This is a genomic window from Capnocytophaga sputigena (assembly GCF_900446695.1).
Taxonomy (GTDB): Bacteria; Bacteroidota; Bacteroidia; order Flavobacteriales; family Flavobacteriaceae; genus Capnocytophaga; species Capnocytophaga sputigena.
Genome location: NZ_UAVP01000008.1, coordinates 471,108 through 492,790, shown reverse-complemented (window position 1 = coordinate 492,790; position 21,683 = coordinate 471,108). Strand labels below are relative to the sequence as shown.

General features: G+C 40.5%; 24 protein-coding genes. 6 read left to right on the top strand and 18 right to left on the bottom strand.

Annotated elements, in window-relative coordinates; translation table 11 throughout:
* Nucleotides 1–50: 50 nt before the first annotated feature.
* The 8 genes from mutY to DR017_RS08735 all read right to left on the bottom strand — a co-directional run bounded on the left by mutY (nt 51) and on the right by DR017_RS08735 (nt 8,236).
* Entirely contained in the window at nt 51–1,046 is a 996-nt protein-coding gene (gene mutY, locus DR017_RS08770; protein WP_256587564.1) for an A/G-specific adenine glycosylase, read from the bottom strand.
* 77 nt (nt 1,047–1,123) lie between these two features.
* Entirely contained in the window at nt 1,124–1,441 is a 318-nt protein-coding gene (locus DR017_RS08765) for a heavy metal-binding domain-containing protein (protein ID WP_002681982.1), read from the bottom strand.
* Nucleotides 1,442–1,708: 267 nt separating this feature from the next.
* Complete coding sequence (locus DR017_RS08760; RefSeq protein ID WP_002681974.1) at nt 1,709–2,143, bottom strand: DUF417 family protein; 435 nt, start codon at nt 2,141–2,143, stop codon at nt 1,709–1,711.
* 60 nt (nt 2,144–2,203) lie between these two features.
* On the bottom strand, nt 2,204–2,410 hold the full coding sequence (locus DR017_RS08755; RefSeq protein ID WP_002681931.1) for a Sec-independent protein translocase subunit TatA/TatB: 207 nt from the start codon (nt 2,408–2,410) through the stop codon (nt 2,204–2,206).
* Between the two features lie 606 nt (nt 2,411–3,016).
* Nucleotides 3,017–3,232, bottom strand: coding sequence for a hypothetical protein (locus DR017_RS08750; protein ID WP_002681944.1), 216 nt, complete (start codon nt 3,230–3,232; stop codon nt 3,017–3,019).
* Between the two features lie 7 nt (nt 3,233–3,239).
* Nucleotides 3,240–4,229 carry a DUF4837 family protein gene (locus tag DR017_RS08745; RefSeq protein WP_002681945.1) on the bottom strand — a complete coding sequence of 330 codons (990 nt, stop codon included), beginning with the start codon at nt 4,227–4,229 and terminating at the stop codon, nt 3,240–3,242.
* A gap of 142 nt (nt 4,230–4,371) precedes the next feature.
* Nucleotides 4,372–6,342: a DNA primase gene (gene dnaG / locus DR017_RS08740; RefSeq protein WP_002681968.1), complete on the bottom strand. Its 1,971-nt coding sequence runs from the start codon at nt 6,340–6,342 to the stop codon at nt 4,372–4,374.
* A 100-nt stretch (nt 6,343–6,442) separates the two neighbouring features.
* On the bottom strand, nt 6,443–8,236 hold the full coding sequence (locus DR017_RS08735) for a chloride channel protein (protein ID WP_002681924.1): 1,794 nt from the start codon (nt 8,234–8,236) through the stop codon (nt 6,443–6,445).
* A gap of 93 nt (nt 8,237–8,329) precedes the next feature.
* On the opposite strand from DR017_RS08735, the gene DR017_RS08730 reads away from it, so the two are divergent.
* Entirely contained in the window at nt 8,330–8,668 is a 339-nt protein-coding gene (locus DR017_RS08730) for a DUF488 domain-containing protein (protein WP_002681948.1), read from the top strand.
* Here DR017_RS08730 and DR017_RS08725 read toward each other — a convergent pair.
* The 4 genes from DR017_RS08725 to DR017_RS08705 all read right to left on the bottom strand — a co-directional run bounded on the left by DR017_RS08725 (nt 8,656) and on the right by DR017_RS08705 (nt 11,686).
* A complete protein-coding gene (locus DR017_RS08725) occupies nt 8,656–9,687 on the bottom strand; it encodes a diphosphomevalonate decarboxylase (RefSeq protein WP_002681928.1) in 1,032 nt (343 codons plus the stop codon). The genes DR017_RS08730 and DR017_RS08725 overlap by 13 nt on opposite strands.
* Nucleotides 9,688–9,819: 132 nt before the next feature.
* Nucleotides 9,820–10,059, bottom strand: a complete 240-nt coding sequence (locus DR017_RS08715) for a hypothetical protein (RefSeq protein ID WP_002681966.1) — start codon at nt 10,057–10,059, stop codon at nt 9,820–9,822.
* A 29-nt stretch (nt 10,060–10,088) separates the two neighbouring features.
* Nucleotides 10,089–10,943, bottom strand: a complete 855-nt coding sequence (gene accD / locus DR017_RS08710; protein WP_002681938.1) for an acetyl-CoA carboxylase, carboxyltransferase subunit beta — start codon at nt 10,941–10,943, stop codon at nt 10,089–10,091.
* A gap of 314 nt (nt 10,944–11,257) precedes the next feature.
* Nucleotides 11,258–11,686: a hypothetical protein gene (locus DR017_RS08705; protein ID WP_002681953.1), complete on the bottom strand. Its 429-nt coding sequence runs from the start codon at nt 11,684–11,686 to the stop codon at nt 11,258–11,260.
* A gap of 746 nt (nt 11,687–12,432) precedes the next feature.
* Between DR017_RS08705 and DR017_RS08700 the strand changes: the two genes are divergently transcribed.
* Genes DR017_RS08700 through DR017_RS08685 form a run of 4 tightly spaced genes read left to right on the top strand, consistent with a single transcriptional unit; the run spans nt 12,433 to nt 14,071 of the window.
* Nucleotides 12,433–12,711 carry a hypothetical protein gene (locus DR017_RS08700; RefSeq protein WP_157753331.1) on the top strand — a complete coding sequence of 93 codons (279 nt, stop codon included), beginning with the start codon at nt 12,433–12,435 and terminating at the stop codon, nt 12,709–12,711.
* Nucleotides 12,704–13,132 (top strand): hypothetical protein, encoded by a 429-nt coding sequence (locus DR017_RS08695; RefSeq protein ID WP_002681951.1) that lies wholly within the window; start codon nt 12,704–12,706, stop codon nt 13,130–13,132. Before DR017_RS08700 ends, DR017_RS08695 begins: the two co-directional genes overlap by 8 nt.
* A 48-nt stretch (nt 13,133–13,180) precedes the next feature.
* Complete coding sequence (locus tag DR017_RS08690; protein WP_002681980.1) at nt 13,181–13,612, top strand: hypothetical protein; 432 nt, start codon at nt 13,181–13,183, stop codon at nt 13,610–13,612.
* A 48-nt stretch (nt 13,613–13,660) separates the two neighbouring features.
* Nucleotides 13,661–14,071 carry a hypothetical protein gene (locus tag DR017_RS08685; RefSeq protein ID WP_002681946.1) on the top strand — a complete coding sequence of 137 codons (411 nt, stop codon included), beginning with the start codon at nt 13,661–13,663 and terminating at the stop codon, nt 14,069–14,071.
* Nucleotides 14,072–14,169: 98 nt separating this feature from the next.
* Here DR017_RS08685 and DR017_RS08680 read toward each other — a convergent pair whose 3' ends face one another.
* From DR017_RS08680 to DR017_RS08660, 5 genes are all read right to left on the bottom strand, one after another.
* Nucleotides 14,170–15,375 carry a Bcr/CflA family multidrug efflux MFS transporter gene (locus tag DR017_RS08680; RefSeq protein WP_002681940.1) on the bottom strand — a complete coding sequence of 402 codons (1,206 nt, stop codon included), beginning with the start codon at nt 15,373–15,375 and terminating at the stop codon, nt 14,170–14,172.
* A complete protein-coding gene (locus DR017_RS08675) occupies nt 15,375–17,861 on the bottom strand; it encodes a zinc-dependent metalloprotease (protein WP_040361918.1) in 2,487 nt (828 codons plus the stop codon). The genes DR017_RS08680 and DR017_RS08675 overlap by 1 nt, the downstream gene beginning before the upstream one ends.
* 41 nt (nt 17,862–17,902) lie before the next feature.
* On the bottom strand, nt 17,903–18,676 hold the full coding sequence (locus tag DR017_RS08670) for a (Fe-S)-binding protein (RefSeq protein WP_002681950.1): 774 nt from the start codon (nt 18,674–18,676) through the stop codon (nt 17,903–17,905).
* 325 nt (nt 18,677–19,001) lie between these two features.
* Nucleotides 19,002–19,424, bottom strand: a complete 423-nt coding sequence (locus DR017_RS08665; protein ID WP_002681983.1) for an LNS2 domain-containing protein — start codon at nt 19,422–19,424, stop codon at nt 19,002–19,004.
* Nucleotides 19,412–20,242: a 1,4-dihydroxy-2-naphthoyl-CoA synthase gene (locus DR017_RS08660; protein ID WP_002681990.1), complete on the bottom strand. Its 831-nt coding sequence runs from the start codon at nt 20,240–20,242 to the stop codon at nt 19,412–19,414. The genes DR017_RS08665 and DR017_RS08660 overlap by 13 nt, the downstream gene beginning before the upstream one ends.
* A 126-nt stretch (nt 20,243–20,368) precedes the next feature.
* Between DR017_RS08660 and DR017_RS08655 the strand changes: the two genes are divergently transcribed.
* On the top strand, nt 20,369–20,617 hold the full coding sequence (locus tag DR017_RS08655; protein WP_002681933.1) for a hypothetical protein: 249 nt from the start codon (nt 20,369–20,371) through the stop codon (nt 20,615–20,617).
* Nucleotides 20,618–21,023: 406 nt separating this feature from the next.
* Here DR017_RS08655 and DR017_RS08650 read toward each other — a convergent pair whose 3' ends face one another.
* Nucleotides 21,024–21,668 carry a hypothetical protein gene (locus tag DR017_RS08650; protein WP_040361916.1) on the bottom strand — a complete coding sequence of 215 codons (645 nt, stop codon included), beginning with the start codon at nt 21,666–21,668 and terminating at the stop codon, nt 21,024–21,026.
* Between the last annotated feature and the right edge of the window lie 15 nt (nt 21,669–21,683).

The window sequence follows — 21,683 nt, the reverse complement described above, 5'->3', positions numbered from 1 at the left end:
AATTAGGACTTTATTCAGCCTACAAAGGTATAAAATAATTTCTATTTTTCCTATTTCCAAAACTTGGTGATGAAATTTGCGGTGAGTGCCGATACGGGGTAGCGGTGTATATCGGTGGTGGGTATGCTGTTGTCAAGGGGTTCGGGGGTGGTGATAATCCAAAAAGAAGTGTAGATATGCTGGTGTGTGAGTTTGTGGATTACAGGTGTTTCGTTGTATAAACTCACGGTAGCTGTGGGGTGAGCGGTAGCTATGGTGTCGGCAGTGGCGGGAGCGTGTGTTTCGAGTAACGGGAACTCATAGAGTCCGTGCCATATATCTTTGCCTTCACGCTTTTGTAAGAGGGTTTGTCCGTAGGGGTTTAACCATACGAGGTAGTTGAAATAACGTTTTTTGATAGTGATTTTCTTGAGTTTTACGGGTAATTCGTTTACCTTATTATGGTGGAATGCCCAACAATGGTCGCGCAATACGCAATTAGCGCAATCGGGACTCTGGGGAGTGCATTGCAGTGCACCAAACTCCATTATTGCTTGGTTGTAAACACCTGCATTGGCTTTATCTAAACACTCATGTGCCAAGGCTTTAAACTCTTTTGCTCCTTGAGTGCTGTTGATAGGGGTTGCGATGCCAAACACACGTGAGAGCACGCGGTATACATTACCATCGACTACAGGGCAGGGTTCGTTATAGCAAAAAGAGGCGATGGCACTGGCTGTATAGTCGCCTATGCCTTTGAGTTTTACGAGTTCTTTATAGTTTTTGGGGAAGATGCCGCCCAGTTCGGTAGCGATATATTGGGCGGTGTGGTGCAGATTTTTGGCGCGGGAGTAGTAGCCTAAGCCCTGCCATAGTTTGAGGACTTCTTCTTCGGGGGCTTTTGCCAAATCGGTGATGGTGGGATAGTTGCTAATAAAGCGCTGGTAGTAGGGTAGCCCTTGTACGACACGCGTTTGCTGGAGAATAATTTCGGAGAGCCACACCTTATAAGGGTCGGTAGTGCCACGCCAAGGCAATTCGCGCTGGGCGGTGGCATACCAATTCACTAATTTGTCGGAAATAGGTTTCAGGGGTCAGGTTTTAGGTGTTAGAGAGTGTCGTTACTCATTGGTGAATTTGCTAATTAGATAACTACAGCTGTGCCGCTGACAGTAACCATTAGCATACCGCCATTAGCGCCTACGGTTTCATAATCGAGGTCGATGCCAACGATCGCATTAGCACCTTTTTGGGCAGCGCGTTGTTGGAGTTCAGCAAGGGCAGAATCTTTGGCTTCGATAAGGACTTTTTCGTAGGTAGAGGAGCGTCCGCCAAAGAAGTCGGTAAGTCCAGCCATAAAATCTTTAATAGCATTTGCTCCAATGATGGTTTCACCGGTAACGATACCTAAATACTGTTTGATAGGTTGTCCTTCGAGTGTGGGGGTTGTTGTTAAAATCATAGTGTTAAATTGTAAACTTTATTTTGTGAGCAATTAATTCTAAAACTGTATTCCGCTAAATATTGGTCTATGCTAAATTCATCAACCTAAACGCTATCATTCAATTTGTGCAATTCATTGGATTTCATAGCTTCGCAGACTTTTTGCATAAAATAGTGTTCCTGCAGTAGTACTTTCTGTATCAAATCCATGAAAATCTTTTCTGACTTGATATTTTTTTATGACTACATTTGCTACAGCAATATCCTTCTTTCCATTTTAAAGAAGCTACTTAGGCTTGTTCATACTCATCATTCCAAAGCCTAACATAGGAATATCTTTTAAAATAAAGAAATCAGTAACGGGAACTCCTTCTATATAGTAAAAGGTTTTAGCAGAAGTAAAAAGAAAACTCAAAGTAATAAGAAAAGTAATTGTACAACCTACAAAGGCTAATTTACGTACTATGGGAGAGAATATCCCTATTATCAGTGCTACTGCTATAGCTATCTCTATTACGCCGATGAGATTGGAAACTCCTTGCAAACTTAGAATTTTATAAAGCCATGATAGCAGGAAACTTTGTTCTACCAAGGATTTAATTCCCTCTGCCTCAGCATGTGTAAACTTGAATGCGCCTATCCAAAGTAGAATAGTTGCCACTCCAAAAAGACTGATGTAATACCCTATTTTGTAACATAGGGAGATACTACTATTTTTCATTTCTTGCGATTTTTTAAGTAAAAATTACTGAGGTACCTATTGAATTTGAGTTATATAAAATTATTTTGATGTCTCAATTTCTGATTTCTCAGTGTTTTCGGGTTTCTTTTCGTTGGGGTCTTTAGCGGCATCTTTGAACTCGCGGATGCCACTGCCCAAACCGCGCATTAGTTCAGGGATTTTTTTGCCTCCAAAGAGCAATAATACAATAGCTACAATGATAAGGATTTGACCGGTTCCTATCATTCCTAAAAATATACTTAGCATAGTTTCTATTAGTTAAGAGGTAAGAGATAAGAGGTAAAGGGCTACCTATTAGCTATTACTTGTTTGTGGTGCAAAGGTATAAAACTTTTTTGAATTGACAATCAACCTGCAGATTCTGAAAGTAATAATAGATGTCTTGCGAAGAGATTTTTCCTTTTCTCAAAATAGTCTCAATTGGAAGTTTTATTTATTACTATCTTATTTTCAATCTCCTAATTGTCAATAAAAGTATTGGAGCTAAATCAAAATTACTTTTAAAATCTCTTTTTTTCTACATTAAAAAAAGCATAATTCATTTATTTATCGTATCTTTGTCTAAAGTTTCTGAACTTTGGTATTCTTTTTTCAAATACAAAACCACTAATACATTATGACAACAAAAAAACTTATCTTTATTATTCTGCTTGTTTGGATAGTATTGTTCTTTTATGCCAATTTTTTCAATACTTCTAAAAGTTCATACTTCAGTTATGAAACATTGCTAAAAACATTTATAATTGTTTTTGCTGGATGTTTTATAATTTTTGCACATAGATTATATTTACATCTCAAAAAGAAGAAAGACAATAATTAAACCTAAATTGCTTTGTTTAGGTTTTTTTGCCATTATACATAGTTGTAACTCATCAAAAAATGCCCTGTAGGGTGTAAGTGGGGTTTAAAGCGTATCACCATAGCAGGAAGTGTGTTGTTTTCCTGTGTATATAAAGCAAGCGGATAGGTAGTGTTCACCGTGAGTACTCCTACCCCTATAGATTGAGCATTTAGATAAGAGGTAAGGAATAAGAAGTAGGTTGCTATGAGTAGATAACGATTTATCATTTAACAGCTAACTGCTAAACTCCAATGATTTGATAATTGCTTCGAGTTCAAAGAGCATATCGCGTTTGGCGACTCCTGGAGCATATAGGAAACCTTCCACTACTAAGAGTCGGTTATGGGCTTTATCCTCAATGATGTAGTTGATATAAGGACCTCCAAGAGCGAAGCCTTTTACTTCCCATAAGCCTTTGCTTTCAATAGCTTTATGTCCTTTGATCATCACCTCACTGATGCTGGGGGCAAGGTAGGTTTCGGTAACCATATACATACCTTTTTCGGGTCCTGGGATATATTTTTCGCCTATAGAATCACGCATTCTCACAATGGCTTTGGCGCGTCCTTCCTCATCGGTAGGGATGCTGCCAAGGGGCATTTCGTAGAGGATGATGCTTGCTTTACCGCCTTTGATAGGGCGTTCCATCCAAAAGAAGTTGTTGCCGTACTTTTGGATATTAAACACGTTAGGCATAGTGAATTTAACGCCTAAGGTATTTTCTACTTGTTTGTCTTTACTAAGGGAATTATCAAAGCGTTTGCGTGTTTCGGTAAGTTCACTGTTTTTAAACTCATTGACAAACTCTTTGTGGTATTCTTCAACCTTGCAAGCGATGTCGCGTACTTGTTTGCCTTGTACTACACACACTACTTGAGGTTTAGCAAAAAGATTTTCTTTTACAAACGCTTTTTTCTCATCGCCGCGTTGAACGATGAGGATATTGCGGCTATTGCGGGTATTGCCTTCAAATACTTGGGGGGGGATTTGATGGAGAGTAAAGGTAGGTTCTTCAGTAGGTAGCCCGTCTACAGGGGCAGCGAAGTAACGGCGAATGGTATCACCTATGGTGCCTTCCCATAAGTCGTTGTCAATCACCACAGCTACACTGTTGATAGGACCCACTGAAGGGGGCAAATAGGTGTTATTTTTGTCATTGTTAGTATCGTTGCAAGCTGCAAAAAGGAGAGCGCTCAATACGCTAAAGAATAATAGGCGTTTCATAAAAAAGATAATTTTCTGCTTTTCGCAAAAATGTGTAGCTAAAATCGTTCCAAAGTGATATTTTTCTAAGAAAAAAGCTACCGATATTTAGGTAAGAGGTAAGAGATAGGAGGTAAGAGAGTCTCAAACTCATTAAAAATGATTAATAATTCACTACGATATTGAGGCGTTTGGCTAAGAGTTTTTGCAACTGGATGTAGTTCATTACGTTCTCTAAAAGTTCTTTCTTTTCTTCTTCGTTAGCTTGCGCCATTTGCTGTGTAAGACTTTGGATGAGATGGTGTACTAACAAATTCCTAATATTGAGAATGATATCGCCTACAATAGTTTCAAGGTGAGCGTCTTTTGCTTTGGGGACGATGTCGCGTTTGCTCCAATCGTGTAGCTGATTGTTTTCGTCGTCTAACAACATTCCCGATACTTTTTCACTTAGTTCTATAGGCAACTCGTTGGCGATGCGATTGACATCATAAGCAGGGTTTTCGCTGAGTTTGCCCATCAGCAGTTCGTAGATTTGTTTGAAATCGGGGTTGGCGAGCTCTATTTCGTCTTCTTGGAGTTCAAGGAATATCTTTTCATAGACTTTTAGTGTTTGCTGTATCTGTTGTTCTTTGAGGGTGCCGTCTTCCTCTTCTACGAGTATGGTATCGGTGAATATACATTCTCTATTGCCGTAGAGCAAAAGGTTTTTGATGAGGTCGTACTCCAAGACTTCTAAGCGGTTTACGGTGCGTTTTTGGGCTTCTTCTGGCGTTTGCACTACCTGCATCGCTGCTTTTTGCTTGCGCTCTACTTTTTGTCCTTCATAAAAGTCCTTTTTGAGGATTTGTGCCAAAGTAGAGAAGAGCACCTGTTCCGAGATGTCCATAATGCTAGCGCACTCACGCACATATACTTCCCGCTTGATAAGGTCGGGGATTTTAGAGATGCTCTCTACCATATCGCGTATGGTTTCGGCTTTTTTGATAGGGTCGTTCTGCGCCTCTTGCATTAGGAGAGAGGCTTTGAAGCGAATGAAATCGGTGGCGTTGTTTTCGAGGTATAGCACGAGGTCTTCGTAGGCAGTTTTGCGGGCAAAACTATCGGGGTCATCGCCATCGGGGAAGGTGCAGACCTTCACATTCATACCCTGTTCCAAGATGAGGTCTACCCCACGAATAGAAGCGCGTAAGCCTGCGGCATCGCCGTCGTACAGCACTGTGATGTTGGGGGTAAGGCGGTGAATGAGCCGTATTTGGTCTTGCGTAAGTGCTGTTCCGCTCGATGCTACTACATTTTCGATGCCTTTTTGGTGCATTTGAATCACATCGGTATAGCCTTCCACCAGATAGCAATTATCGGCTTTGGCGATAGCTTGTTTGGCAAAGAAGATGCCGTACAGCACTTTGCTCTTGTGGTAAATCTCGCTTTCGGGAGAGTTGAGGTATTTGGCTTGTTTCTTGTCGTTGGTGAGGATACGCCCTCCGAAGCCCAATACCCGTCCACTCATAGAGTGAATGGGGAACATCACGCGCCCTTTGAAGCGGTCGAATTTACGGTCGCCATTGACGATGGTGAGTCCTGTTTTTTCTAAGAACTCCAACTGATAGCCTTTGGCAAGGGCGGTATCGGTGAAGGCTGTCCACTCGTCGGGTGAGAAGCCTAAGCGGAATTTTTGGATGGTTTCCTCAGTAAAACCGCGTTCTTTGAAATAGGTCATACCGATAGCTTTGCCGGCTTCGGTATTGAAGAGGGTGTCCTGAAAATATTGTTGGGCATATTCTGATACAATATAGAGGCTCTCGCGTTCATCGGCCTGTGCTTTTTCTTCGTTAGATTGCTCGGTTTCCTCAATGTCTATATGGTATTTTTTAGCCAAATAGCGAATGGCTTCGGGGTAAGTGAAGTGCTCGTGTTCCATTAGGAAGGCAATAGCATTCCCGCCTTTGCCACTACTGAAGTCTTTCCATATTTGCTTTACGGGCGAGACCATAAAGCTGGGCGTCCGCTCGTTGGAGAACGGACTCAATCCTTTGTAATTAGACCCTGCACGCTTGAGTTGGACGAAGTCGCCAATGACTTCCTCCACCCGCATTTGGTCGTATACTTTATCAATGGTGTTTTTTGAAATCACTGTGTTTTAGGTAAGAGATAAGAGGTAAGAGGAGTAGTGTTATTTTACTTTTAATTCTTTAAATAGCAAAGTTATACAATTATTTTGGAAAAGCAATATTTTATTGGGTGAAGTAGATTAATTTTCGCCTATAGATGCTCAGTAATTTTGATTTGGAAATAAAGCCTTCGTACTTGCCGTTCTTTACTACGGGTAGATTCCACGCGCCAGTGTGCTGAAACTTATCCATTACAGTGCTCATTTTGTCCTTGCCCATTTCTATGATGGCAGGTGGTTTTTGCATTAGTTCTACGGCAGGAATCTTATCGTAATAATCGGTTTCGAAAATTAAGTGTCGTATGTCGTCAAGCAAGATTACGCCTTGTAGCGTACCCGTTTCGCGGTCGAGTACGGGGTAGATGTTGCGGTTTGATTCGCGTACAGCGTTGTACACCACCTCGCGGAGTTTCATATCGGTATATACGGGGGTAAAATTGTGTTCTATTACTTGGTCGAAGTCCATTAGAGTGAGTATAGATTGGTCTTTATTTTGGGAGATGAGTTCTCCTTTTCTGCCTAATTCCATTGTGTAAATAGAATATTTATTGAAATATTTGGCTACTGAAAAGGATACCGCAGCGGTGAGCATCGCGGGTACTAACAGCGAATAACCTCCAGTTACTTCGGCAATGAGGAAAACGGCTGTAAGGGGTGCGTGCAATACACCCGTCATCAGGGCAGTCATTCCCACCAAAGTGAAGTTAGGCAAAGCAGCTTTGTAGCCCAAGATAGGAAACTCATTGATAATCCGTGCCAAGCAGTTGCCCATCACTCCACCCATAAACAACATAGGCGAAAAGATTCCCCCAACGCCTCCTGCCCCAAAGGTGAGTGAGGTAGCAACGACTTTGGCAAAGGTAAGTCCCGCCAAAAGTAGGATAATCACCCACGCATTGGATAAATCCCAACCGAAAATATTGCTACTCAGTGATAATTCGGGGTGACCTTCTTTCAAATGATTGATAATCTCGTGTCCTTCGCCGTAAAGCGGTGGCATTATGTAGATAAGCAACCCCAAAAGAGCTCCACCTACCACAATTCGCAGCCAAGGAGAAGATAGCTTTTTGAAAAAAGCATTGATTTTCTCATAAATATAGGTAAAATAAGCCGACATTAGTCCGCCTACGACCCCTAAAAGAATGTAAAACGGAATGCCTTGCAATGAAAAAGCACGTGTGATCGTCATTGGGATTAGTACTTCACTACCAAAGAAAAAATAAGAGGTGAATACCCCGCAGAGAGAAGCGATAAATAGCGGAATGAGCGATGAAAGCGTTAAATCCAAGCCAAAAACCTCGATAGCAAACAATATGGCTGCAATAGGCACTTTGAAGATAGCTGCCAAAGCCGCTGCACAGGCACACGCTAAAAGCAACATTCGGTTTGACTGGTTGATGTGAAAAAATCTACAGATATTAGAACTAATGCCTGCTCCTGTTACTACCATAGGTCCTTCGAGCCCTACCGAACCTCCAAAACCGATAGTAATAGGCGCTACAAGAATACTCCCATACGCCTGAAAACGCTTCATTATCCCTTTTTGATGGGCTACTGCATAGAGAATTGAGGGAATTCCGTGATTTACATCGTGGCGTATTACGTATTTTTTTACTAAATAGACAATGGCAAAACCCAACATCGGGAGGATAAAGTAAAATCCGTAGGTAATTGTTTGTGCGAGTTTGCCGTCTAACAGCCACTGAATAAGGTGTGTGAACGAGCGCATTGCCAAAGCCGCTAAGCCTGTAGCAATACCTATTACCCCGCTGAGAATGAGGATAAAATGCCTATCGGAAATATGTTTTACACGCCAAATTAAAAGACGTTTGAGAAGATGTTGTGGGTGGGCAGTCATTGTTTATATTGAAAAATCAGCGGCAAAAGTACGAAATATTTACTTTTTTCACTACCTTTGTACGAACTTTGTACGAACTAATACAGATAAACAATGGAAATACATCTCAAACGCGTATATGAAGAAAACGACCCTAACGATGGTTTTAGAGTACTTGCCGACCGCCTTTGGCCTCGCGGCATTAAAAAAGAAGCACTTGCTTTAGACCTTTGGGCAAAGGAAATCGCCCCAAGCACCGAATTGCGCAAACGCTATCACCAAGACGGTGATTTTGATACTTTTAAAAAGGATTATACTGAAGAACTAAAACACAATGTGGATTTTCCCGCTTTTTGCGAAACGCTGAAAACACACAAAGTGGTAACCTTGCTCACTGCCAGCAAAGAGATTGACAAAAGTGCCTTACCTATCTTGTTATCTCAAATAAGCTGACCTACTTCGTCGTGAATGTAGTGCTGTCCTTCACAGAATTGCGCTAATTCTTCTGCAATAAACTTTTGCACTTCTGCAATAGAAGTTTTAGGGTATAACAAGTGCACATTAGCACCTGCATCAAGGGTGAAGCAGAGCGGTACTTTGGTGTCTTTGCGGTATTGCCACACACGCTGAATGACTTCTAAGGTATTAGGACGCATCAAGATAAAGTACGGAATGCTGGTTTGCATCATCGCGTGAAGGGTGAGGGCTTCACTTTCTACAATCTCCATAAAATGCTCAATATCACCAGAGGCAAAGCAGCTAACGAGTTGGTTGATATTCTTATTAGCTTGTGTAAAACGCGCCTCGGCAAAAGGGTGACCGTGCATAAGGTTATGCCCAACAGTGCTGCTCACTTGCTTCTGACCGCGGTCGATGAGCAAGATAGTATCTTGGTAATTTTGAAAAACTTCGTGAACGGGTAGGGGGTAGGTAATGCCATATTCGTCCGAACTGCCTGCAATAGCAGGGTGTTCACCCCATACTACAATACTGCCTTTTACACTACGGCAAGCACTACCCGAACCTAAGCGCGCTAAGAAAGACGCTTTTTGCCAAAAGGCTTCTTCGGTATAAGTTTCGCCTAATTCTACAGCTATTTTCATCAAACATACCGAAAGGGCAGCCATAGCACTCGCCGAGGAGGCAATGCCACTGCTATGTGGGAATGAATTATGAGAGGCAATGTTGAAGTGATAGTCCTTTAAAAAAGGCAGGTAAGGGAGAATGCGTTCGAAAAAAGTACTGATTTTAGGGTGAAATGACGGTTTAGGTTGTTCTTCAAAGCTAAAGTTAAAAGAAAAAGAATCACCTGAAGCTATAGAAAGTTCACTTCTACGTTCGTAATCGATAGAAGTCTCGGTATAACAATGCGTAAGAGTAAAACTAATAGAGGGGTTTGCAGGGAGTTGTTCTCCCTTTTTGCCCCAATATTTTACCAGGGCGATATTACTGGGTGCTTTGAATGTTGTCATTTTTATTAGGTAAGAGGTAAGAGGTAACAAGTGTCACGTCCTAAAATTGGTTTACAGTTATTTTGTCAGTTTGAGTAACATTTATTCTTTTCACTCCAAAAGTCTAAAGTGTTTTCTAATTCTGTTCTTGCCTTACCCGACCATTTTACTCGCATATTTTTTTCTAATAGTCTCAAACAATTCTTCTCCATCAATCCAATTGCCATTTTTAACATCTTCGCGAGCTAAAGCAATTGCTTCTCTATCTTCATTAGTAATTAGAGAGGGATATTTATAAGGATTGGTTACCTCAATCCCTATGGTAGCAAAGTAATCAACTATTTGTTGATACTCTTCAAAATTAATATTTTTGTTTAAGACAAGTGTGTTCATATTACTATTGGTCTTTTTGGGGTTACCCTTTATCTCACTGGGCGGTTCATCACTAAGTCGATGTAGAGATTTACCTTGTCTTTGAGTTCTTTGCGGTTTACGATGAAGTCTAAGAAACCGTGTTCGAGTAAGAACTCAGCAGTTTGAAAGTCTTCAGGAAGGTCTTGCCCTGTGGTGTCTTTCACTACGCGCGGACCAGCAAAGCCTATGAGGGCACCTGGTTCGGCAATATTAATGTCGCCAAGCATTGCAAACGAAGCGCTTATCCCTCCGGTTGTAGGGTCGGTACAGAGAGAAATATAAGGTAGTTTGGCTTCGTCTAACTGTGCGAGTTTGATAGAGGTTTTAGCCATTTGCATTAGCGAAAGGGCAGCTTCCATCATTCGCGCCCCTCCCGATTTAGAAATCATTAAGAAAGGCAATTTGTGTTTGATAGCATAGTCGATAGCACGACAGATTTTCTCACCTACTACACTTCCCATAGAACCCCCGATGAAAGCGAAATCCATACAGCCTATGACTATAGGTTTGCCTTTAGAGTTACCTACGGCGGTGCGAACGGCATCTTTAAGATCCGTTTTTTGGGTGGCTTCTTCCAATCGCTGGGTGTAGGCTTTCGTATCTACGAAATTCAGCGGGTCTTTAGAAGTCATTTTGGCATTGAGTTCCTGAAATTCGTTGTTATCAAACAATATCTGGAAATACTCTTTGCTGCCTATGCGCACGTGATAACCATCATCAGGACTTACATAAAAGTTGGTAGCCAACTCATCTTGTTCCACGATGTTACCACTAGGTGATTTATACCATAATCCTTTAGGGATATCTTTCTTTTCCTCAGTAGAGGTTTGTATTCCTTTTGCTGTTCTTTTAAACCAAGACATAATCAATCAGTTTTAGTAAAGCGCAAAAGTACAAAGTTTTTTTGAAATAGCAATTTTTAGGAAATAGAAAACTTCGTCAAAGGCGGTCGCATTGCAGGTGTTAAGGACTTTGACGAAGTTGTTGTAATTAAGTTTGAGAGTGATACTTTTAGTAATGTTGTAGTAAGCCATAGGTTATCACTCTATTGACCTATATGCCTACATTGCAAGATGTTTCATAGGCAATACGTTTATCAATTCTCCGCTACAAAGGTAGCGCTTTGCAGTTTGTTTGTCAAGAGAATTAACATTTTTAACCTTCTGTACGGATAATATTAAGAAGACGACTCCTTGCAGAGGTATAACAGCCCAAAACTCAATCCTAAAAAGATAATGTTATGAGGGGTTCCTGCTATGAGAATGAGTCCGAAAAGGAGGGTGTAACCAAACATATTTTCTTTCCACTCCTCGCCGTAGCTGTAGTATAGAATAACAATATAGAGCAGGGTAATCCACAATATGTAAAATATAGGGTAGAACTTTGTCCCTTTCCCTTGTTGTTTTTGGACTAATAGCAAGGCAATGAAAAAAGTAACTGCTCCTATGGTGCTGTATGCCACAGGAACTCCTTCGGTGAAGAAGTCTTTTGGGCGTCCTTCTATTAGCAGTTGCCCTGCAAAGATGAGTATTGCCCCTACGAAAAATCCGATACTAATGAATGAAATTCTCAGTAACCAAGGTAGTTTGCTTAAAAAGTTTATCATTTTTTTTACTCAAAAAAATCAAGCGACAAAGGTATTGAAAAATTAGTGAATGAGCAAATGAGAAAATGAGCAAATGAGCAGAAAACTTCTTTAAAGTTTGTAAAATTCATTCTATTTTCTTTCTTTTGCAGAGAAAAGTTATTGGAATACAAGAAACACGTTATCAGGAAGGAAGAAGCTACTTTCCAAACTCAAAGAGAAAAAATTAACAAGTGAGTTTAAACATTGGTTACGCAAGTAAGGGGTAATGCTTAAATACTCATTGATAAGGTACGAGCTAGTGGGGGGATTATTATGGAAGTAAGCGCAAAAAAGAGATTTTTTTGAATATACTTTGCTCTTATAAGTATCTCTAAAAACAAGTAAAAGCGAAGATTATTATATTTTTAACAAAAAGTTAACATTTCTAATTTGCTTGTTTTGAATAGTTTTCTTTTCTTTGTGCGATAAATTACTTAAAACCGTAATAAAATGAAAGGTGTAATATTTCTCATTAGTAGTGTTTTCTTACTGGCTGGCTGCCAAAAAGAAGATACATCGCTTCAAGAGGAGGGCATCACCTTGTAGGAGCCACAATTGCTCATTAATGCTCAAGCCAAATGGTAATGCTGCTAAAATACCAGGGCTTACCCATTACAATATTACCTTAAGACAAAAGACTACTAAAAGAAGGTTCTAATCTTGCTATTGCTAAGACCATTATTCACAAAACTTTACACGCTTATATGTTGATGCAATTAGATAGAATGAGAATTGAACGGCAATATAATGATATAGCTGAAAGGCTAATACTTTTATATCAAAATACTCAAGTAGGGCAAAACAAAGATGCTAATATCACACAGCATAAGTTAATCACTGAATTTGTGGAGGCAATGGCTGAATCCTTAGCTCGATATGACCGTGGACAACATTCATTGGAGTATTATAGGTTGATGTCGTGGGGAGGTTTAGAAAAAACTGATGAATATAAAGCACTTCCAGAAGCAGAAAAAGAGAAAATTAAAAGAATTTTATATGATTAACTTACTAAAAATAGACCATAAAATAGTTATTTTATTGACGCTCCTCTTAATGAGTTGTAGCACTTCAAAAATAGACCCTAATACAGAAAAGATAGCAGTATTAGGCAAAGATTATACCATTGAAAAGTATAAAATGAAAAAGAGAGAAATAGGAGGTGCCCGTCTTACTTTTGATGTAACAACAAGAGGGTTTGAACTCCCTGCTAAATATTTTTTCTTTTCAGTAAATAATATTTATTTTAGATTTCCAAATGATAAGAACACAATTACTTTGAATGTAGAAAGTGGTAGTAAATATAATGCAAAAATCACCACCCTTGGTTATAAAATGATTCATATTAATAACATAAAACCTCGACAAAGAGATTCTCTTGTTGTAAAAGCACGTTTATTTGAGGAAGAAAATGTTATTTTGTATTGAATAATCATACTCCCCCATTTCTAAGTGGGGAGTATTAAAAAATGTGATATGAAAATCTTACCAATAAAAAAAATACTTTCCTTTTTTGCCATACTTATGCTTATAAGTTGCTATCATTCTGGCTCCCATAAGGTAATTGATAAAAAGCCTAAAAAAGCCATTTTAGGAGAGGATTATACCATTGAAAAATATAGGAGTAAATGTACCTCAGGGCAAATTACATTTCAAATTGTTGATGATGCAGGAAAAACTCCTGATGTACCGTTCTATATAGAGTATAATGGAATGTTCTTTTTTGATAAACCTATTGTTACATTTAGAGTTTTCAGTGATAGAAAATATAATTTTAATATAGGTTCTCACACCTCTCAAACTATGAAAATATTAAATATTAAACCGCAGTCAGGCGATTCTCTTGTTATAAAAGTAGAAATAGTAGATGAGGGGATATTAGCTCGTAAAAAAATACGCTTTAAATAATAGATTAAAAAAGTAGTGGCAAAGTGTAGCTTTGCCTTAAAATAATATATGAAAGATATAATAACCCTAGCAATTGTAGTAGTAAGTCTGCTATCAATGGGATGTAACTCCCTTAAAAGACAAATAAACCCTAACCAACAGAAAATAGGGGTAGAAGGAGAGGATTATACCCTTAGTTATCACAAACTAAAAGATAGAGGTACAGGATTTTTAAACATCAATGTAATTGAATATGGTGACCCTATCCCAAGTGATCGTTGGTATCTATGGGTTAATGGCGTTCCTATATTCAGACCTAAGGAAAATTATTTGCGTCTTTCTCCTAATAGAAAATACGATATGTGGGTAACGGGAGTAATGGCAGGCAAAAGTGTCTATATCAAAAAAATAAAAGTAAAAGAAAATGATTCTATAATGCTTACTGTTTATTTAAAAGACACTTTAATGACTATAGATTAAAAAAAGTAGGGGGCAAAGCTATACTTTGCCCCCTACTAAAATATATGCTCTACAGGCGCAAGGTTGTAACTTGTGCCACTCAAAAAGCTACAAAATCGCTAATCAGCAAATCGTTTTACTAATAATACATAGCTGAGGGCACCTACTCCTATGCATATTGCCATTGCAAATACCATTGGGCGCTCGGAGGTGATGGCGAAAAGTGAGAGTACTGCTCCTACTACCGAACCGATACCAAAACGCAACATTCCTGTGAGTGAATTGGCGGTACCCGCTACTTCGGGGTACATATCCAAAATGGCGGCATTGGCACTGCTGGACACTACCGATACCAAACCTACAAACATTGAAACGCCTGCTACGGTAGCCCATAATCCCAAATGGAAAATACCGCATATCACCAGCCACGCTCCTGCAATGAGTTGGATAGTTAGCCCTAATCGCAAGGATTTTTCTACGCCTATTTTGGTGACGAATTTGCCATTGAGCGAGGTTGCTGTCATCATTACAATGATGTTTAAAAGGAAGAAATATCCAAAGTGTTGAGGGGCTACCCCAAAGAGTTTGGTATATACAATAGACCCCGTGGTGATAAAGCAAAACATCCCCGAATAGGAAAGTGAATTGCAAAAAATATATCCCAATACCTTTTTGTTACTGAGGAGCTTTCCATAAATACGAAGGGTGTTGCCTATTTTCAAAGGAGCGCGCTTGATTTTGGGAAGCGTTTCAGGGATTTTATAACTCACTAAAAGGGCTGCTAAGAGTCCTAAAACCATCAGCACGTAGAAGATGATATGCCAATGAAACCAGTCGGTGAGGTGACCGCCCAACACGGGGGCGATGAGAGGGGCTATCATCGTGACAATCATAATCATCGACATTTGGCGGGCAAACTCGTTCTTGGTGAAAAGATCGCGCAAGAGCGCACCTGTAACTACGGCTGGCGATGCCCCAAAAAAGCCTTGTACAAAGCGCAGTATATAAAAGTGATGGATATGGTGAATTTGCGTAATCGCTAATGACACTAAAGCTGAGGTGATAATCCCAATGAGAATGATAGGTTTACGCCCATAACTATCGGAAAGAGGTCCCCAGAAGAGTTGCCCAAAAGCAAACCCAAGGGTAAAGAGTGCTAAGGTTTGAGGAATCATCTCTTCGGATACGTTCAAATCGTTAGCAATCTTCACAAAAGCAGGAAGGTACATATCGATAGCCAGCGGGGTGAGCATCGATAGGAGTCCCATAATGAGGATAAACAGTAAGTCGGGTTTAGAGTCTTTGAGTTCTTCGGGTTCTAACACTATTTCTTAGGGTCTTTTATGTGTTCTATTTCCTTTACAATTTCTTGGTAGTGTAGATGGTTAATAGATGAAGCAAGTTCTTTAGCAAGAGCTTGTTTAGCAAAAGCCTCAATCATATCTAAATGTTGCAAGGCAAAGAGGCGCACATCGGATACTTGCTGTATGCTCGCAGCTTTACTGTTTTTAGCGTCGGCAGGTGCATTGATGAGCCTATCAATTTGAGAGAGGTACAAGCGTTCTATCCCACGACGATAAGTGTTTTGGCGTGCATCGGAGTGGTTGAGGGGTTTCCATACCGCTTTGAATACATCTTGTAGATATTCGTTTAGCGGATAAGGATTTTTGGAGGTGAGCGATTGGTTGTAAAGGGTGTAGAGGGTTGACTCTCCTAAAAGCACACTCAGGGTAAGATTTTGCATACTGATGATGTTCTTATCGGGGGTTGCTCCTGTTTTTTCTACTATTTCCTGAGGATATAACCACAAAGGCGCTTCAAAAAGTTCTTTATCTAAATAGTTTATAGCTTCTTTTACCTTCTCTTTGGGCACTTCTTTATAAACTTCTTTCTCACCGATGATGCCCACGTATCTATTGCCAATGTGTTTGAGCACGTGTTTTAAATAGCGGAAATACTGCATATAGGCAGCGGTTTGCATTTCGTCGAGATGCTCGTATTTATCGTTAGGTTGTTTAGTCCATTCGGGGAGGTGTTGCACAATATAGCGGAGGTTTTTCAATCCGTAGGTATTGGCTTTCATCACGTTGTCCGAAAGGTCTTCAGTTTGTGCGCGAGGGTCTTCATCTTTGCCTTCCCCTCCGAACCACAATCGCGGATTGGCTTTGAGTTTTTGGGTAACCATTTCGGCAAGCGCCTCTTGTTCAGCATACTCGTCTTTATATTTGTTGCCGTAATAGCGATATCCCCATTCGATTGCCCATTTGTCGTAGATGCCTATGCGTGGATAAAGTCCTTTGCTACTGATATTGTCTTCGGGCTGTGCCACATAGTTAAAACGCGCATAGTCCATAATAGAAGCGGTATGTCCGTTGGCTTCTACCCATTTTTTGTCGCGGAGTTTTTCGACAGGCGTTTGGCTGCTGGCGCCCATATTGTGACGCAAGCCTAAGCAGTGTCCTATTTCGTGAGAAGACACAAAGCGTATGAGGTCGCCCATTAGTTCCTCGTTGAACTCCATAGTACGAGCGCGTTTATCTACAGCACCTACCTGAATCATATACCACTGATTGAGAAGTTTCATCACGTTGTGATACCAGCCCACGTGGCATTCTATAATTTCACCACTGCGAGGATCGGCGATGTTAGGTCCGTAGGCATTACTTTTTTCGGAAGGGAGGTAGCGAATTACGTTGAAGCGTGCATCTTCTAAACTCATAGAAGGGTCGTTAGGCCAAGGTTTTGCGACAATAGCCTCTTTGAAACCCGCTTGCTCAAAAGCTACATTCCAATCGTTTACGCCCAAAATGAGGTATTTTTGCCATTGTTTAGGGGTTGCAGGGTCGATATAGAAAACGATTTGCTTTTTGGGGCGTACTAACTGACCACTGAGATATTTTTTAACGTCTTCTTTGCGAGGTTCTAATCGGAAACGGTGGATGTAATATTCAGTTTCGGTGCGTTGTTGCTGGTCGCTAAACTTGATGTATCGGGTAGCGAAAAAGCCTACACGAGGGTCGAAGAGGCGTTTTTGCATAGGTGTTTTGGGCAGGAGTACCATAGAAATATTCAACTCTAAAGTAACCGCCCCTACCTTGTTTGCCGAAGGGATAGTACTAGGCGAAGCATTGAACGTTTTGAGAGCATTGACCTCTACGTTAATAGGATAAGGACGTATATCGTCTACAAAAGAGCGATCGTTAGCAATAGCGCCCATTTTCATTTGGGTTTTTGCGTTTGATGAAAAAGAGGTAATGCTGTTGTCTTGCTTGAAGAAATCGGTGATGTCGATGAGTTGCGCTTTGGTTTTGGGGTTGCGCCCAATAACGGTGAACGATGCCACCACAGGGTTTGCACTTGAATTGGCGACTGCTACCGAGATATTATCGTCGGTGCCGGCTTCTTGCAGATTTAAAAACGAGCGCAAGAGGAGTGTTTTATCGCCTTTCTGCTCGAAATAGACGGTTTGTTCATTCACTTTTTCACCTGCATAGAGTCCGAAGTTATGAGGGGCCGCTTTGAGGCGCGTTACACATAGCAAATAGCGATTGAGGAGAGAATCAGGGACTTCAAAGTACCATTTCTCTTCAATCTTGCGGATTGTAAAGAGTCCGTTGCGCTCTATACCTCCTTTTTTGATGAGTTTAGCGTACTCTTCGGCGCGTTTTTGCTCAGGAGTTTTTTCGGGTTTTTCGGTAGTATCGGTTTTGGTTGCGGCTTTGGTAATAGTGTCTTTCACTGTGGGAGTTTGCTGAGCGAAAACATAGGAGCTCATTCCCAATAATAGTGTGTATAATATATATTTCTTCATATCGTTATAAAAATCAATTTTTAGAGGGTGTTTAACATACTTCATTCGTCATTCATCATTAGCAATTCTGCTACATCATAGACTTTTATTTGAGTTTCTTTTTCTTTGGTTTTTACACCATCGGTCATCATTGTATTGCAAAACGGACAAGCGGTCGCGATGATATCGGGGCGCACTTCAAGGGCTTGCTCGGTGCGCAATACGTTGATTTCTTTATCTCCTTTTTCCGATTCTTTGAAGAGCTGTGCGCCTCCTGCTCCACAGCACATTGCGCGGGCTTTGCACTTTTTCATCTCTACCAAGTCGGCTTCTAAGGAGGTGAGCAGTTCGCGGGGGGCGTTGTACACTTTGTTGGCTCTGCCGAGGTAGCAGGGGTCGTGAAAAGTGATGCGCTTGCCTTTGAAGGTGCCACTTTCTATAGTGAGTCTGCCCTCATCGATAAGGGTTTTGAGTAACTCAGTGTGGTGCATTACTTCGTAATTCCCGCCCAGCGCAGGGTATTCGTTTTTGATAGTGTTGAAACAATGCGGACAGGTGGTTACTATTTTGGTTACCTGATAGTTGTTGAGCACCTCGATATTCATCATTGCTTGCATTTGGAAGAGAAATTCGTTGCCAGCACGCTTGGCAGGGTCGCCGGTGCAGCTCTCTTCGGTGCCGAGTACGGCAAAGCGCACCCCTGCTTTTTGCAAGAGGTGGGCAAAAGCTCTGATAATGCGTTTGGCGCGGTCGTCAAAACTACCAGCACAGCCTACCCAGAAGAGTACTTCGGGGGTTTCGCCACGAGCTGAGAGTTCTGCCATTGTTGGAATCATAATAATCTAATTTGGTGCGAGCCGCACGGGTTGTAATTTGGTAATTTGTTAATTTGGCACGAGCTATAAGCTCGCGCCAGCGAAAGGATTTGTAAGACGAGTCAGACGAGTCAGACGGGTCAGACAAGTCGGACAGAATAGCGGCTGTCCTAAAAGTTTTTCTTGAGGGGCATTTGCAAAACGCCCCTACATAACATACCTCAAAAATTATTGATAATCAGAGCAATCAACTTTGCTAAAGGTCGTAGCACGATGATAGGACGAGTCAGATGGGGTCGGACAAGTCGGACAGAATAGGTACGAGCTACAAGCTCGCGCCAGCGCACTAATCGTTAAATACTTCTACGGTTTCTTCTTTGAGGACAAAATCGGTGAATTTGCCTTTGTAGCGCGTGGCTTTTACGATGTGATTGTCTATCCAATGATAGTTACCACCTCGGGGTTTGCCAAAGATGATGCCGTGATACTTAAAGCCGTGCTTTTTGAGCCATTGCTCGGTAACTTCGCGGTGTGCTTCGGTACGTGAGGTGAAAAAGTAAATCACGTGACCTTCGTCATACCATTTGTTTACTTGTGCTAAGGCGTCGGGGAATACTTCGGCAGTAGCCATTCGCTCAGGTTCTTCATTAGGGATGTCCTCTCCTACCGTGCCATCAATGTCGATGAGGTAGTTTTTTACTCCCTCTGGCAATATAGGATTTTTATTGCCTTGAGCATCTTCTTTTAAGGTGAATTTTACGGTATCCATTTCTTTTCAAAGTTAGGTTTGCGTTTTTCGAGGAAGGCATCGCGTCCTTCTTTGGCTTCATCGGTCATATATGCCAAACGGGTAGCTTCACCGGCGAATACTTGTTGTCCTACCATACCATCATCGGTGAGGTTCATAGCGAATTTCAGCATTTTGATAGAAGTAGGCGATTTAGCCATTATCTCTTGCGCCCACTCAAAAGCGGTGGCTTCGAGCTCGTCGTGAGGGACAACCGCATTTACCATTCCCATCTCAAAAGCCTCTTGTGCTGAATAGTTGCGCCCTAAGAAGAAGATTTCGCGGGCTTTCTTCTGTCCCACCATTTTGGCGAGATAAGCCGACCCATAACCGGCATCAAAACTGGTAACATCGGCATCGGTTTGTTTGAAGATTGCGTGTTCTTTGCTCGCGAGGGTAAGGTCGCACACTACGTGCAATGAGTGTCCGCCACCCACTGCCCAACCAGGGACTACCGCAATCACTACTTTGGGCATAAAGCGGATGAGGCGTTGTACTTCGAGGATGTTGAGGCGGTGGTAGCCATCGTCGCCCACATACCCCTGATGACCACGTGCTTTTTGGTCGCCACCACTGCAAAAACTCCATACGCCGTCTTTAGGCGAAGGTCCTTCGGCAGAAAGCAATACGGCGCCTATGTTGATATCCTCATAAGCATCTTTAAAAGCATCGAGGAGTTCGGCGGTAGTTTTAGGGCGAAAAGCGTTGCGCACTTCGGGACGGTTGAAGGCGATACGCGCTACGCCGTCACATTTTTTATACGTAATGTCTTCGTATTCTTTTACGGTTATCCAATTCATATAAGTGAAAAATGAAAAGTGAAAAGTGAAAAATTATTTAGGGGGCAAAGGTAGTAATAATTTGTCAATTAGCCAATTTGTAGATTGTCAATTATTTTGTACCTTTGCCCAAAAATAAGAAGTATTATGAACTCAATTGTATTACAAGCAACGATTAATGAAGCCGATTATCCTATTTTTTTAGGTTTGTTTGAGAAGTTCAACGTAAAAACCGTTCTTTTAAAGAAGAAAGTGGGGAAAAAGACTTATCCCATTGAAACAGCGATTCCTAATGAGGAAACGCACGCTGCTTTTATGGAGGTAAAGGAAAAGGGGCACCTTATGAAGGGATATACTGATGTTAGAGAACTTTTTAAAGATATAGATAATGAGTAATTGTGATTCTGATGATGAAAAAGTGATTGATTTTCAGATTCATAGACTTTTTCAAAGTTTTGGGACTTTGACAAAGTGTAGCGACGCAAATTTTACAAGTCAATTCTGATTGACTATAGAATGTAAGGTTTTACTATTGATTCATCTATTCTTCTGCCAATTCTCTCAACATCTTCAAAGACCCCCGCTGGCGCAAGCTTGTAGCTTGTGCCCAATTCAAAATTTACAATTCAAAATTCCCCTCGCACTATTTAGAGTGTATTATAGGTTTTTAAAATGCTTGTCTCTATGTTAGGTAAAGGAAAATAAAGGTTTTAGCCATTTTCTATTTTACTAATAGTTAAGTTGTTGTGCTTTTAACAACACATCTGATACATTACCACACGTCTGATACATTACCCCATCATTACCATTCTATATTTTCTAATTCATCAATAGGTAGTTTTAGTGCTTTATATCTAAAAATAGATTCATTCTTTAAGTAATTAAAATCTTCTTTTCTATCTAAGTATTTCAAAATACATAAAGCTTGTAGAGCATTATTATTTTTTATATTCCATTGAACTAAAAAATCCCAATCACTTATTTTTTGCACCCATTTTTGTCCATATTCAAAAAGAGTGATAAGTTCATCTTTATAAACTTCTATTTCTGAACTATCACTAATATAACAGCTTTGTACCTTTATAGTTTGAAAAACAATATCAAGGTCTCTCCAATTGTAAACGCCTCCTATTATGGGAGCACTTTTTTTGATGTATTTAAGTAATCTTTTTTTTACTAAGTCAGGAATCTCACGTTCCCCTATAGATTTTAATTTTATTTGGTTGCTTATATGGGCTATTTCTTCTTGAAGTATTGATAAAGAAATATCTAATAAATAATAATCTTGTCCATTTTTTTTTCTTAAATCAAAAAAATAGCCATAAGAAAGTTGAGCTTCTTTTTTTAATGTGCCTATATAGGCAGTATATTTATTGTCAAAGTACAATCCTGCTTTTAGCATTCTGTCATCTAATATGCTTCTAATTTTATTAATTATAGTTTCCATAGTTCCACTTGAGCT

What these genes read in the sequence shown, in the direction of transcription:
- DR017_RS08765 (WP_002681982.1), bottom strand. Translation starts at nt 1,441, where the DNA reads ATGATTTTAACAACAACCCCCACACTCGAAGGACAACCTATCAAACAG.
- DR017_RS08760 (WP_002681974.1), bottom strand. Translation starts at nt 2,143, where the DNA reads ATGAAAAATAGTAGTATCTCCCTATGTTACAAAATAGGGTATTACATC.
- DR017_RS08755 (WP_002681931.1), bottom strand. Translation starts at nt 2,410, where the DNA reads ATGCTAAGTATATTTTTAGGAATGATAGGAACCGGTCAAATCCTTATC.
- DR017_RS08750 (WP_002681944.1), bottom strand. Translation starts at nt 3,232, where the DNA reads ATGATAAATCGTTATCTACTCATAGCAACCTACTTCTTATTCCTTACC.
- DR017_RS08745 (WP_002681945.1), bottom strand. Translation starts at nt 4,229, where the DNA reads ATGAAACGCCTATTATTCTTTAGCGTATTGAGCGCTCTCCTTTTTGCA.
- DR017_RS08735 (WP_002681924.1), bottom strand. Translation starts at nt 8,236, where the DNA reads ATGACTGCCCACCCACAACATCTTCTCAAACGTCTTTTAATTTGGCGT.
- DR017_RS08730 (WP_002681948.1), top strand. Translation starts at nt 8,330, where the DNA reads ATGGAAATACATCTCAAACGCGTATATGAAGAAAACGACCCTAACGAT.
- DR017_RS08725 (WP_002681928.1), bottom strand. Translation starts at nt 9,687, where the DNA reads ATGACAACATTCAAAGCACCCAGTAATATCGCCCTGGTAAAATATTGG.
- DR017_RS08715 (WP_002681966.1), bottom strand. Translation starts at nt 10,059, where the DNA reads ATGAACACACTTGTCTTAAACAAAAATATTAATTTTGAAGAGTATCAA.
- accD (WP_002681938.1), bottom strand. Translation starts at nt 10,943, where the DNA reads ATGTCTTGGTTTAAAAGAACAGCAAAAGGAATACAAACCTCTACTGAG.
- DR017_RS08705 (WP_002681953.1), bottom strand. Translation starts at nt 11,686, where the DNA reads ATGATAAACTTTTTAAGCAAACTACCTTGGTTACTGAGAATTTCATTC.
- DR017_RS08700 (WP_157753331.1), top strand. Translation starts at nt 12,433, where the DNA reads ATGAGAATTGAACGGCAATATAATGATATAGCTGAAAGGCTAATACTT.
- DR017_RS08695 (WP_002681951.1), top strand. Translation starts at nt 12,704, where the DNA reads ATGATTAACTTACTAAAAATAGACCATAAAATAGTTATTTTATTGACG.
- DR017_RS08690 (WP_002681980.1), top strand. Translation starts at nt 13,181, where the DNA reads ATGAAAATCTTACCAATAAAAAAAATACTTTCCTTTTTTGCCATACTT.
- DR017_RS08685 (WP_002681946.1), top strand. Translation starts at nt 13,661, where the DNA reads ATGAAAGATATAATAACCCTAGCAATTGTAGTAGTAAGTCTGCTATCA.
- DR017_RS08675 (WP_040361918.1), bottom strand. Translation starts at nt 17,861, where the DNA reads ATGAAGAAATATATATTATACACACTATTATTGGGAATGAGCTCCTAT.
- DR017_RS08670 (WP_002681950.1), bottom strand. Translation starts at nt 18,676, where the DNA reads ATGATTCCAACAATGGCAGAACTCTCAGCTCGTGGCGAAACCCCCGAA.
- DR017_RS08665 (WP_002681983.1), bottom strand. Translation starts at nt 19,424, where the DNA reads ATGGATACCGTAAAATTCACCTTAAAAGAAGATGCTCAAGGCAATAAA.
- DR017_RS08660 (WP_002681990.1), bottom strand. Translation starts at nt 20,242, where the DNA reads ATGAATTGGATAACCGTAAAAGAATACGAAGACATTACGTATAAAAAA.
- DR017_RS08655 (WP_002681933.1), top strand. Translation starts at nt 20,369, where the DNA reads ATGAACTCAATTGTATTACAAGCAACGATTAATGAAGCCGATTATCCT.
- DR017_RS08650 (WP_040361916.1), bottom strand. Translation starts at nt 21,668, where the DNA reads ATGGAAACTATAATTAATAAAATTAGAAGCATATTAGATGACAGAATG.